We start from the raw sequence: 12,364 nt of genomic DNA, 5'->3' as shown, positions 1-12,364 counted from the left end.
CGACGCTGATACTCTGATGGTTGCCGTAGATCGGCCACGGAACGAGAGTGCCCCGGTGAACAGGCCCGGGCGCGCCGTGCAACGGACATCCCAAGGAGAAACGTGTCGAAGAAGACTGCTGCCCCCACGGTGGCGAACCTGTCGAAGAGCGAGATCATCGCCGAGTACGCCACCAGCGAGGGCGACACCGGATCCGCGGAGGTCCAGATCGCGCTGCTCACCGGCCGCATCTCGCACCTGACCGGACACCTGCAGGAGCACAAGCACGACCACCACAGCCGTCGTGGCCTGCTGCTGCTCGTCGGCCAGCGTCGCCGGCTGCTGAACTACCTGCAGAACGAGGACATCGAGCGCTACCGCTCGCTCATCGAGCGACTCGGCCTGCGCCGCTGACATCGCGGGCGGTCATCCCCTCGGGGATGGCCGCCCGTTCCGCATCACCCCAGCGTCACATCACCACCGCTTCACATCACGACAACTGCATCTGAATCACCCATGACGAGGTCGGCGATTGCTCGGTCCTCGGTAGTGGCCCTCGGAGCCCCTCGGGGTGGCCGCGGGCCTCGATCGAAGACCGGCCCGGCCCGGGTCCGAACGCGGACCGCGCCGGCGCAGCCGCCTCGTCCCGACAGCGCGGGGGAGCATCCCCTGCAGAAGGGACATCCATGTCCGACATCACCTCCGTGGAGACCGTGATCGACAACGGTCGATTCGGCACCCGCACCATCCGCCTCGAGACCGGCCTGCTCGCCCAGCAGGCGGCCGGCTCCGTCTCGGCCTTCCTGGACGACGACACGATGCTGCTCTCGGCCACCACGGCCGGCAAGCAGCCGAAGGACCACTTCGACTTCTTCCCGCTCACGATCGACGTCGAGGAGCGCATGTACGCCGCGGGCCGCATCCCGGGCTCGTTCTTCCGTCGTGAGGGTCGCCCGTCCGAGGACGCGATCCTCACCTGCCGCCTGATCGACCGCCCGCTGCGCCCGACCTTCAAGAAGGGCCTGCGCAACGAGGTCCAGGTCGTCATCACGGTCCTGGCGCTCAACCCCGACACCCCGTACGACGTGCTGGCGATCAACGCCGCCTCGGCGTCCACGCAGATCTCGGGCCTGCCCTTCAGCGGCCCGGTCGGCGCCACGCGCGTCGCCCTGATCGACGGCCAGTGGGTCGCGTTCCCGACGCACAGCCAGCTCGAGGAGGCCGTGTTCGACATGGTCGTCGCGGGCCGCATCGCCGGCGACGACGTCGCGATCATGATGGTCGAGGCCGAGTCCACCGAGAAGACGTGGGAGCTCGTCCAGGGCGGCGTCCAGGCGCCCACCGAGTCGATCGTGGCCGGTGGCCTCGACGCGGCCAAGAAGTTCATCCGCCAGCTGTGCGAGGCGCAGGCCGAGCTGGCCTCCGCCGCCGCGAAGCCCGTCCAGGACTTCCCGGTCTTCCTCGACTACGAGGACGACGCCTACGAGGCCGTCCGCGAGATCGCGTCGGCCGACATGACCGAGGCCCTGACGATCCTCCGCAAGGCCGACCGCGAGGTCCGCGAGTCCGAGATCAAGGCCAACGTCATCGAGCAGCTCGGTGAGCGCTTCGAGGGCCGTGAGAAGGAGCTCGGCGCCGCGCTGCGCTCGCTGACCAAGTCGCTCGTGCGCGATCGCGTCCTGCGCGACAACGTCCGCATCGACGGCCGTGGCCTGGCCGACATCCGCGCCCTGTCCGCCGAGGTCGGCATCGTCCCCCGCGTGCACGGCTCGGCGCTGTTCCAGCGTGGCGAGACCCAGATCATGGGCATCACCACGCTGAACATGCTCGACCTGGAGCAGAAGCTCGACACGCTCTCGCCCGAGACCACGCGTCGCTACATGCACAACTACAACTTCCCGCCGTTCTCCACCGGTGAGACCGGACGCGTGGGCTCGCCCAAGCGTCGCGAGATCGGCCACGGCGCCCTGGCCGGCCGGGCCCTGCTGCCCGTCCTGCCTTCGCGCGAGGAGTTCCCCTACGCGATCCGTCAGGTGTCCGAGGCGCTCAGCTCCAACGGCTCCACCTCGATGGGCTCGGTCTGCGCGTCCACCCTGGGCCTGCTGAACGCCGGTGTGCCGCTGCGCGCTCCGGTCGCCGGCATCGCGATGGGCCTCATCTCCGGTGAGGTCGACGGTGAGCAGAAGTTCGTCACGCTGACCGACATCCTCGGAGCCGAGGACGCCTTCGGCGACATGGACTTCAAGGTCGCCGGCACGCGCGACTTCGTGACCGCGCTGCAGCTCGACACCAAGCTCGACGGCATCCCCGCCGACGTGCTCGCCGGTGCGCTGCAGCAGGCGCACGACGCCCGCCAGACGATCCTGGACGTGATGGCCGAGGCCATCAGCGAGCCCGACGAGATGAGCCCCTACGCTCCGCGGATCATCACGGTGAAGATCCCGGTCGACAAGATCGGCGAGGTCATCGGCCCGAAGGGCAAGATGATCAACCAGATCCAGGACGACACCGGCGCGAAGATCTCGATCGACGACGACGGCACCGTCTACGTGGGCGCCGACAACGGCGACTCGGCCGAGGCGGCCAAGCAGGCCATCAACGCGATCGCCAACCCGACGATGCCCGAGGTCGGCGAGCGCTACCTCGGCACCGTCGTCAAGACGGTCGACTTCGGCGCGTTCATCTCGCTGCTGCCGGGCAAGGACGGCCTGCTGCACATCAGCAAGCTGCGTGAGCTCAACGGCGGCCAGCGCGTGAACAACGTCGACGACGTCGTCAAGGTCGGCGACAAGATCCAGGTCGAGATCGCCGAGGTCGGCGACCGCGGCAAGCTCTCGCTGATCCCCGTCTCGGACAAGTCCGAGGAGACCGAGGAGCCGGCGCAGGAGTCCACCGACGCCTGATCGTCCGTCCCGTACGAGGCCCCGCACCAGTTGGTGCGGGGCCTCGTCGTTCCCGTGGACGCGGATATGGGAGCGTTCCCAAATTTCTCTTGACTCTGGCATGTGACGCAGGCCACACTGAGTGGGAGCGCTCCCATGACCGGTGGGGGACCGACGGAAGGCACGACGTGAACACACGACGAATCGCCGCCTCACTTGCCGCAGTCATCGCCCTGGGCGGCCTCGCCGCGTGTGGTGGGAGCGACTCGGGCGAGGACGGGGACGACATCACCCTGCGGGTGAACCTGTTCGGCAAGTTCGGGTACACCGAGGCGTACAAGAAGTTCGAGGAGGACCACCCGGGGGTCAAGATCGTCGAGACCGCCGAGGGCGACCTCGGCAAGTACAACACCAAGCTCACCCAGCAGATCGCCGCCGGCGGCGACGCCGGCGACGTGGTGGCGATCGAGGAGGGCCAGACAGTGGCGTTCCTGGCCGCCCCCGACAAGTTCGTCAACCTGCAGGACGAGGGCGGCAACGACGTCAAGGACCGCTGGCTCCCGTGGGTCTGGGACAAGGCCACCACCGCCGACGGCAAGACCACGATCGGCTACGGAACCGACGTCGGCGGCCTGGCGATGTGCTACCGCCGCGACCTGTTCGAGAAGGCGGGCCTGCCCACCGATCGCGAGGAGGTCGGCAAGCTCTGGCCCACGTGGGACGACTTCATCGCCACGGGCAAGAAGTTCCAGTCGGGCATCAAGGACGACAAGGTGGCGTTCATCGACTCGTCGACGAACACCTACAACTCGATCCTCATGCAGCAGGGCGACCACACGTACTTCGATCGCGACGACGAGCTGGTCTTCGACACGAACCCGGCCGTCAAGACCGCGTGGGACTACGCCGTCGAGATGACCGAGGCCGACCTGTCGGCGCAGCTGAAGGCCTTCAGCGACGAATGGAACGCGGGCTTCAAGAACGGCTCGTTCGCCGCGATCGCCTGCCCCGCCTGGATGACCGGCTACATCAAGGACCAGTCCGGTGAGGAGAACGCCGGCAAGTGGGACATCGCCACCGTGCCCGGTGGCGGCGGAAACTGGGGCGGCTCCTGGCTGGCGGTCCCCACCTCGAGCAAGCACCAGGACATGGCGCTGGAGCTGATCGAGTTCCTCAGCAACGAGGAGGGCCAGATGATGGCCTTCGAGGCCGAGGGACGTCTGCCCTCGCTGCCCGCGCTGTACGACCAGCCGGAGCTGAAGGAGGCCACGAACGCCTACTTCAACGAGGCGCCGATCGGCCAGCTCTTCGTGGCCGGCGCCTCGCAGCTGGAGCCGGTCTACCTCGGCACCAAGAACGTTCCCGTCCGTGACGCGGTGGAGAACGCACTGCGCAGTGTCGAGAACGGCGAGGTCCCGCCCGCCCAGGGCTGGGACGACGCATCGGCGGCGGCTGAGAAGGCCGCACGCTGACGCACCCCTGACGCGGCCGGTGTCCGCGCGTTCCTCCAAGGCGCGGACACCGGCTGCCCACGTCCCGGACCACTGATCGGAGAGGATCTCGCCATGGCACGCAAGCGGCTCGCACGGCAGCAGGGCGCCGGGCTCTCGTTCGTCTCGCCGTACTTCATCGTCTTCGCGGTGTTCGGCCTGTTCCCGCTCGTCTACACGGCCTGGGTCTCGATGCACGAGTGGACCCTGCTGGCCGGCAAGGTCGAGTTCATCGGGTTCGACAACTACACCGAGCTGCTCGGCGACTCGGCCTTCTGGCGGGCCCTGGTCAACACCTTCGGGATCTTCGTGCTGGCCACGGTGCCCCAGCTGGTGCTGGCCACCGTGCTCGCGCAGATGCTCAACACCGCGCTGCGGGCCCGCACCGGCTGGCGGATGGGCGTCCTGCTGCCGAACGTCGCCTCGGTGGCGGCCGTCGGCATCATCTTCGGCCTCATCTTCGCCCGTGACTACGGCATCGCGAACTGGCTCCTGGGGTTCGTCGGCGTCGAGAACATCGACTGGCGCGCCCACCGCTGGTCGTCGTGGCTCGCGATCGCGACGATGGTGGACTGGCGCTGGACGGGCTACAACGCCCTCATCCTGCTCGCGGCGCTGCAGTCGGTGCCCAAGGAGCTGTACGAGGCGGCCCGGATCGACGGGGCCTCCGCCTGGCGCCAGTTCTGGTCGGTCACGGTGCCGATGCTGCGCCCCACCCTGATCTTCGTGACGATCATCGCCACGATCGGCGGGATCCAGCTCTTCACCGAGCCCTTGCTGTTCAACACGGGCGCCAACGCGATCTCCGGCGGCAACCGCGGGCAGTTCCAGACGGTGGCGATGTACCTCGTGCAGCAGGCCTTCACGGGCCAGCGGTTCGGGTACGCCTCCACGATCGCGTGGGTGCTCTTCCTCATCATCGCCGTCGTGGCGGCCATCAACCTGCTGCTGATGCGGCGCATCCGATCGGCGGACTGACATGAGCACGACCACGCGCTCCACCGGCGCCTCCCCGATGATGTACGTCACCCTGACCTTCGTGGTGCTGCTGTCGGCCGCACCCCTGTACTTCATGCTCGTCATGGCCTCGCGCGCCAACAGCGACATCCTGGGCATCCCGCCGCCGCTGCTGCCCGGCGACCAGCTGGCCATCAACATCGAGCGGGTCTTCGCCAACGACGACGTCCAGTTCGCGAAGGCGCTGCTGAACACCCTCGTGGTCGCCACGGTGGCCACGGTCTCCGTGGTGGTCACGTCGGCGCTGGCCGGATTCGCCTTCGCGAAGCTGCGGTTCCGCGGCCGCGACGTGCTCCTGGTGGTCGTGGTGGCCACGATGATGGTGCCGGTGCAGCTGGGCCTGATCCCGCTGTACATGCTGATGACGAAGCTCGGCCTCGCGGGCGGGCTCGCCTCGGTGACACTGCCGTTCCTGGTCAGTGGGTTCGGGGTGTTCTTCATGCGCCAGTACGCCATCCAGGCCATCCCCGACGAGCTGATCGAGGCGGCGCGGGTCGACGGCGCCTCGACCCTGCGCATCTTCTGGTCGATCGTCTTCCCGGCGCTGCGGCCGGCCGCGGCCGTCCTGGGGCTGCTGACCTTCATGGAGCGCTGGAACGACTTCCTGTGGCCGTACATCGCGCTCGACATCAACCACCCCACCGTCCAGGTCGCGCTCTCGCGCCTGTCCGGCGGGTACTACACCGACCAGGCGCTGGTGATGGCCGGGACCCTCATGGGGACCCTGCCGCTCGTCGTGGTCTTCATCGTGTTCGGCCGCCAGATCGTCGGCGGCATCATGGAAGGCGGCTTGAAGTCATGAACGGTCTGAACCAGCGATTCGACCCCGGCTTCGTCTGGGGCGTGGCCACCTCGGCCTACCAGATCGAGGGAGCCACGAGCGAGGACGGCCGCGGCCCCTCCATCTGGGACACGTTCGCCGCCAGTCCCGGGCGCACGTTCGAGGGGCACACCGGCGACGTGGCGGTGGACCACTACCACCGCTGGCCCGAGGACGTCGCCCTCGTCCGTGACCTCGGCCTGGGCGCCTACCGGTTCTCCGTGGCCTGGCCCCGGATCCAGCCCGAGGGTCGGGGGCCCGCCGAGCCGCGAGGGCTGGCGTTCTACGACCGCCTCGTCGACGGACTGCTCGAGGCGGGCATCGAGCCCTGGCCCACGCTCTTCCACTGGGACCTGCCGCAGGCCCTCGAGGACGCCGGCGGCTGGCCCGAGCGCGAGACGGCCGAGCGCTTCGCCGACTACGCCGCGATCGTCGTGGACGCCCTGGGCGACCGCGTGCGGAACTGGACCACCCTCAACGAGCCGTGGTGCGCCGCGTTCCTGGGCTACGGCGCCGGGATCCACGCTCCCGGCCGCACGGAGCCGGCGGCCGCGCTCGCCGCCTCGCACCACCTGCACCTCGCGCACGGCCTCGCGGTGCCGCGGATCCGTGAGGGCCGCCCCGAGGCACGCGTCGGTGTGACGCTCAACCTCTACGCGGTCTCCCCGGCCGACGACACGGGTCGCCACGACGACGCGGCCCGCCGCATCGACGGGCTGATGAACCGCTGGTTCCTCGACCCGGTCCTGCTCGGCCGCTACCCGCAGGACGTGCTGGACGATCTCGCCGGCTCGACGGGCCTCGACGCCATCCGCGACGAGGACCTCGACGTCATCTCCGCGCCGCTGGACTTCCTCGGCATCAACTACTACTCGCGCCACGTGGTCGAGGCCTCGCCGTGGCCCGGGGCCTCGGAGGTCGGGTTCGTCGACCGCGTCTGGCCCAAGACCGCCTCCGGCTGGGACATCGACCCCGCCGGGCTCGGCGAGGTGCTGCGCCAGGTCGGCGCGGACTACCCGTCGATCCCGATCTACATCACCGAGAACGGCGCCGCGTTCGACGATGCCGTGTCCGAGGAGGGGACGGTCCAGGACCACGACCGCATCGACTTCATCGCCGGGCACCTCGCGCAGGTGGCCGACGCGGTCGACGCGGGGATCGACGTGCGGGGATACTTCGCGTGGTCCCTGTTGGACAACTTCGAGTGGGCGGAGGGGTACGCGAAGCGCTTCGGGATCGTCCACGTCGACTTCGACACCCTGGCCCGCACCCCCAAGGCCAGCGCTCGGTGGTTCGCCGAGCTCGCCCGGACCAGCAGCACGAAGGAGAGGGCATGACTGACAGTCGCCAGCCGACGCTGGAGGAAGTGGCCCGGCTCGCCGGGGTGGGGCGCGGCACGGCGTCGCGAGTCGTCAACGGCTCCGAGCACGTGTCGCCGCACACCCGCGACGCCGTGGAGCGTGCCGTGCGCGAGCTGGGCTACGTGCCCAACCAGGCGGCGCGGGCGCTCAGGACGCGCCGCACCGACACCGTGGCGCTCGTCATCGCCGAGGACGAGGAGCGCGTGTTCGCCGAGCCGTTCTTCGCCGGCCTCGTGCGAGGGATCTCGCGCGCCGTCGATGCGACGTCGAGGCGCCTCGTGCTCTCGATGGTGCCCGATGAGTCGCACCTCGACCGGCTCGGCCAGTTCCTCACGCCGCAGCACGTCGACGGCGTCATGGTCGTGTCGATGCACGACGCGCTCAGCCTCCCGGAGAGCCCCGACCTGCCGATCGTTCACGTCGGCCGGCCCCGCGACGCGGGCGCCTGCTACGTCGACGTGGACAACCTCGGGGGAGCGCGCCAGGCCGTGGACCACATCATCGGACGAGGGCGTCAGCGCATCGCCTGCATCACCGGCCCGCAGGACCTGGCCTCCGGACGCGACCGTCTCGAGGGCTACCGCGAAGCGCTGGCCGCGGCCGGGCTGCCGTTCGAGGAGCGACTCGTCGAGGCCGGGGACTTCAGCGACGCCAGCGGCGTCAGGGGTACGGCCGCCCTCGTCGAGCGGTGCCCCGACCTCGACGCGATCTTCGCCGCGAACGACGTGATGGCGCTGGGCGCGATGCGCGAGCTCGCTCGCCGTGGGCTGAGGGTCCCCGAGGACGTCGCGGTGGTGGGCTTCGACGGCTCGCCCGCGGCCGCGGCCTCCACGCCCGTGCTGACCACGGTCCACCAGCCCCTCGCCGAGCTGGGCACCACCGCGGTGGAGGTGCTGGCGCATCGCATCGACGACCCCGGCGCGGAGGTCCGGTCGGTCGTCCTGCCGGCCGAGCTGCGAGCGGGGGAGTCCGCATGAGCCGCGTCGTGTTCGACGGGGCGACCCGCCTGTTCCCCGGCCAGGAGCGCCCCGCCGTCGACCACATCGATCTCGAGGTGGCCGACGGGGAGTTTCTCGTGCTGGTCGGCCCGTCCGGCTGCGGCAAGTCCACGACGCTGCGCATGCTCGCGGGGCTCGAGGACGTCGACGCCGGACGCGTCCTCATCGGCGACCGCGACGTGACCCAGGTGCCGCCGAAGGAGCGCGACATCGCGATGGTCTTCCAGAACTACGCGCTCTACCCGCACATGACGGTGGCCGAGAACATGGGTTTCGCGCTGCGGATCGCCAAGGTCTCGAAGGCCGACATCGCCACTCGGGTGGCCGAGGCGGCCGACCTGCTCGGCCTGACCGACTACCTCGACCGCAAGCCCAAGGCGCTCTCGGGCGGCCAGCGCCAGCGCGTGGCGATGGGCCGCGCGATCGTGAGGTCGCCGCAGGTGTTCCTCATGGACGAGCCGCTGTCGAACCTCGACGCCAAGCTGCGCGTGCAGACCCGCACCCAGCTGGCCGCCCTCCAGCGCCGACTCGGCACCACCACCGTCTACGTGACCCACGACCAGGTCGAGGCGATGACGATGGGCGACCGGGTCGCGGTGCTCAAGGACGGCGTCCTGCAACAGGTCGCGGCCCCCCGCGAGCTGTACGACCGGCCCGTCAACCTCTTCGTCGCGGGCTTCATGGGATCGCCGGCGATGAACCTGCTGGAGCTGCCCGTCAGCGACGGGGGAGTGGCGTTCGGCACGACCACCCTGCCCGTGCCGCGCGAGGCGCTCCTCGCGACCAGCGCGCCCACGATCGTCGTCGGGGTCCGTCCGGAGAACCTGGCGATCGCGCCCGAGGGCCTGCCCATCGTCGTCGACGTCGTGGAGGAGCTGGGGTCCGACGCGTACCTCTACGGGCGCGCCGACGGAGTGACCACCCCGGTGGTGGCGCGCACCGACTGGCGGAACCCGCCGGTGAAGGGGACGCCCACCCACCTGGCCGTCCTCGACCCCGAGGCGGTGCACCACTTCGACCCCCGCACGGGCCTGAGGCTCGGTCGATAGCATCGGGCGCATGACACGCGTGGCGGTGCTGGGTGCGAAGGGCCGGATGGGATCGACGTCGGCGGCGGCGATCGAGGCGGCCGAGGGGCTCGAGCTCGTGGCGGGGATCGACGTCGGCGACGACCTCGACTCGCTCGTCGGCGCCGGCGCTGAGGCGGCCCTCGTCTTCACGACACCCGACGTCGCGTTCGACCAGGCGCGCTGGTGCGTCGAGCACGGCATCTCGGTGGTCATCGGCACGTCGGGCTTCGGCGACGACAAGGTCGCCGAGCTCCGTGAGGTCGTGGGCCGGCACGACGGTGTGGGCGCGCTCGTCGTCCCCAACTTCTCCATCGGCGCGGTGCTGATGATGCGCTTCGCGGCGCAGGCGGCGCCCTTCTTCGAGTCGGTCGAGGTCATCGAGATGCACCACCCCGACAAGGTCGACGCGCCCTCGGGCACGGCCGTCCGCACGGCCGAGGTCATCGCGCATGCCCGTCGTGACGCCGGCTCGGCGGCGCTGCCCGACGCCACCACGACCGACCCCGACGGAGCTCGCGGCGCGAAGGTCGAGGGCATCCCGGTGCACGCCGTCCGCGCGCGCGGCTTCATCGCCTCGCAGGAGGTCGTCCTCGGTGATCCGGGCGAGATCTTCACGATCCGTCACGACTCGTCCACGCGGGAGTCGTTCATGCCCGGCGTCGTGGCGGCGCTGCGCTGGATCCCCGGGCGCACCGGAGTCACCGTCGGGCTCGACGAGGTGCTCGGCCTCGAGTGAGGCGACTCAGCCGGCGATGAGCCGGACGAGCGCGGTGGACGCGGCCGCGGCGATCAGCATCGGCAGGAACGACACGTTGCGCCACAGCAGCACGGCGGCCACCGCGAGCCCGACGACCCGGGCGTCCAGCACGACCTCCTGGCCGTCGGTGAAGCCCTGCACGGCGACCAGTGCCGCGAGCAGGCCGACGGGTATGAACCCGGCCGCCCGCTCGGTGAGCGGGTGCTCGAGGACCTTGTCGGGCACCGAGAGGCCCAGCAGCTTCAGCGCGTAGCAGCCCACGGCCACCGCCAGGACGCCCCACCAGAGGTCACTCATCATGGCCTCCCGGGCTCGTGGGGACGAACCGCAGCCCCACCAGGACGGCCACGATGCCGCCGATGATGATCGGGGCGCCGGGAGGCGTGAAGGGCACGAGGCCGAGCGCGACCGCGGCGGCCAGCAGCGCCAGCAGGCGCGACGGCGTGGAGTCCAGGCGTGGCCACAGCAGGCCGAGGAAGGCCGCGGCGACCGCGGCGTCGAGCCCGATCGCGCGCGGGTCGCCGATGCGCTCGCCCGCCACGGCGCCGATGAGGGTCATCAGGTTCCAGATCGCGAAGATGGTCAGGCCGGTCCAGTAGAAGCCCAGGCGGCCCTGTCGCGGGTCCTCGCGCACGACCGACATCGCCGTGGACTCGTCGATCACGATGTGGGCGGTCGCGAGGCGCCGCAGGCCCTTCACGCGCAGGACGGGGGCCAGCGTGATGCCGTAGAACGTGTTGCGGATGCCCAGCAGGACGGCGGTCAGCGCGCCGGTCATCGGCGCGCCGCCGGAGGCGACGACACCCAGGAACGCGAACTGCGACGCCCCGGTGAAGGCCAGGAACGACAGGGCGCACGCCTGCCACACCGACATGCCGCCGGTCGTGGCGAGAGCGCCGAAGGTGATGCCGTAGAGACCCACCCCGATCCCCACTCCGAGGGAGTCGGCGATGATCTCGCGGTCGGTGGTGGGCTCGCTCACGTCAGCATCGTGTGGAGGCGGACCTGCTTGAGGGGACCGGTCGCTCCGGCGAACTCGCGGTGCGCCCCGTCGGCGTCCCAGCCCGAGGCGACCAGCCAGGAGCGCAGGGCGTCGTCGGTGGGGGAGACCCACCAGACCGCGCGCTCGAACCCGTCGGCCCGCACGGTGTCCACGCAGGCGTGCAGCAGCCGCGATCCGTGCCCCTCGCGCTGGTGGTCGGCGGAGACGACGAACTCGCCGATCTCGGCGTCCCGGACCTGGTCGGCGTCGGGGTCGTGGCACGGGTGCACGAGGGCGAAGCCGCGCAGGGCGGCGCGCTCGAGGGCGACGAGGGTGCGCATGCGCGCGTCACGCGGGGCGCTGATGAGCTGGGCCCAGCGCTGCGCCATCACCGACTCGTCGAGGGCCTCGAGCTCGGCCGGGTCGACCGTGCTGGCATACGTGCGCACCCAGTGCTCGCGCTGGACCGCGGCGATGCGGGCGCTGTCGTCGGGCCAGGCGAGACGGACGGAGACATCGGCGCTCATCGGGCGAACGCCTCGCGCAGGCCCGAGCTCGCGCCGTCGCGCTCCAGCGCGGTGGCGAACCGGTCGACGTTGCGTCGCGTCGGCCACGTGCCGAAGACGAGGGCGGCCAGGGCCGCGACCACGGTCACGAGCATCACCGCACCGCCGATCAGGCCGGCCAGGCCGAGCACGGCGGAGAGCACGAGGGGGATCTCGAGGACGAGGAACGAGCGCGCGACGTGGGACGAGAGCCGGCGCACCGAGGACTCCTGCGGCGTGGGGTCGTCCGCCGCCAGGGGAGCGGGGCGCGACCAGGCGCGGGAGACGAACGCGCCCGCCACGAGGACGAGGGCGAAGAGGGCCAGCGCGACCCACCAGCGCGCCGCGGGCTCGTCCCCACCGCCGAACACGACGACGACGAGCGCGGCGAACAGGACGGTGACCCCGAGTTGGAGGGCGACGAATCGCTTCACGTCAGCAGGAGTCGGAGTGGTGGGTTCCG

At 70.6% G+C, this 12,364-nt stretch carries 13 protein-coding genes; 9 read left to right on the top strand and 4 right to left on the bottom strand.

The genetic code is table 11. The features are described 5' to 3' along the window. Positions 1–129: 129 nt before the first annotated feature. From rpsO to dapB, 9 genes are all read left to right on the top strand, one after another. Positions 130–393 carry a 30S ribosomal protein S15 gene (rpsO, locus tag B5D60_RS01050; RefSeq protein WP_153303087.1) on the top strand — a complete coding sequence of 88 codons (264 nt, stop codon included), beginning with the start codon at positions 130–132 and terminating at the stop codon, positions 391–393. Between the two features lie 272 nt (positions 394–665). Then, positions 666–2,882, top strand: a complete 2,217-nt coding sequence (locus tag B5D60_RS01045) for a polyribonucleotide nucleotidyltransferase (protein ID WP_078698426.1) — start codon at positions 666–668, stop codon at positions 2,880–2,882. A 167-nt stretch (positions 2,883–3,049) separates the two neighbouring features. Next, positions 3,050–4,333, top strand: a complete 1,284-nt coding sequence (locus B5D60_RS01040) for an ABC transporter substrate-binding protein (RefSeq protein ID WP_078698425.1) — start codon at positions 3,050–3,052, stop codon at positions 4,331–4,333. Positions 4,334–4,426: 93 nt separating this feature from the next. Then, complete coding sequence (locus B5D60_RS01035) at positions 4,427–5,329, top strand: carbohydrate ABC transporter permease (protein WP_078698424.1); 903 nt, start codon at positions 4,427–4,429, stop codon at positions 5,327–5,329. Between the two features lies 1 nt (position 5,330). Further along, the gene (locus B5D60_RS01030) at positions 5,331–6,170 is read left to right on the top strand and encodes a carbohydrate ABC transporter permease (RefSeq protein WP_078698423.1); all 840 of its coding nucleotides are present in this window, start codon (positions 5,331–5,333) and stop codon (positions 6,168–6,170) included. After that, entirely contained in the window at positions 6,167–7,525 is a 1,359-nt protein-coding gene (locus tag B5D60_RS01025; RefSeq protein WP_078698422.1) for a GH1 family beta-glucosidase, read from the top strand. The genes B5D60_RS01030 and B5D60_RS01025 overlap by 4 nt, the downstream gene beginning before the upstream one ends. After that, on the top strand, positions 7,522–8,526 hold the full coding sequence (locus tag B5D60_RS01020; protein WP_078698421.1) for a LacI family DNA-binding transcriptional regulator: 1,005 nt from the start codon (positions 7,522–7,524) through the stop codon (positions 8,524–8,526). Before B5D60_RS01025 ends, B5D60_RS01020 begins: the two co-directional genes overlap by 4 nt. Beyond that, positions 8,523–9,596: an ABC transporter ATP-binding protein gene (locus tag B5D60_RS01015; RefSeq protein WP_078698420.1), complete on the top strand. Its 1,074-nt coding sequence runs from the start codon at positions 8,523–8,525 to the stop codon at positions 9,594–9,596. The genes B5D60_RS01020 and B5D60_RS01015 overlap by 4 nt, the downstream gene beginning before the upstream one ends. Positions 9,597–9,606: 10 nt before the next feature. Continuing rightward, complete coding sequence (dapB, locus tag B5D60_RS01010) at positions 9,607–10,353, top strand: 4-hydroxy-tetrahydrodipicolinate reductase (RefSeq protein WP_078698419.1); 747 nt, start codon at positions 9,607–9,609, stop codon at positions 10,351–10,353. A gap of 6 nt (positions 10,354–10,359) precedes the next feature. On the opposite strand, the gene B5D60_RS01005 is transcribed toward dapB, so the two are convergent. The 4 genes from B5D60_RS01005 to B5D60_RS00990 are packed head-to-tail and all read right to left on the bottom strand — an operon-like array spanning position 10,360 to position 12,335. Next, entirely contained in the window at positions 10,360–10,671 is a 312-nt protein-coding gene (locus B5D60_RS01005) for an AzlD domain-containing protein (protein ID WP_078701217.1), read from the bottom strand. Next, the gene (locus B5D60_RS01000; RefSeq protein ID WP_078698418.1) at positions 10,664–11,356 is read right to left on the bottom strand and encodes an AzlC family ABC transporter permease; all 693 of its coding nucleotides are present in this window, start codon (positions 11,354–11,356) and stop codon (positions 10,664–10,666) included. Before B5D60_RS01000 ends, B5D60_RS01005 begins: the two co-directional genes overlap by 8 nt. Further along, the gene (locus B5D60_RS00995) at positions 11,353–11,883 is read right to left on the bottom strand and encodes a GNAT family N-acetyltransferase (protein WP_078698417.1); all 531 of its coding nucleotides are present in this window, start codon (positions 11,881–11,883) and stop codon (positions 11,353–11,355) included. Before B5D60_RS00995 ends, B5D60_RS01000 begins: the two co-directional genes overlap by 4 nt. Next, entirely contained in the window at positions 11,880–12,335 is a 456-nt protein-coding gene (locus B5D60_RS00990) for a hypothetical protein (protein ID WP_078698416.1), read from the bottom strand. The genes B5D60_RS00995 and B5D60_RS00990 overlap by 4 nt, the downstream gene beginning before the upstream one ends. Between the last annotated feature and the right edge of the window lie 29 nt (positions 12,336–12,364).

The sequence above is a fragment of the Aeromicrobium choanae genome (assembly GCF_900167475.1).
Lineage (GTDB): Bacteria > Actinomycetota > Actinomycetes > Propionibacteriales > Nocardioidaceae > Aeromicrobium > Aeromicrobium choanae.
Note: the sequence above shows the minus strand (reverse complement) of the source record. Positions and strands in the feature narration are given on the sequence as shown.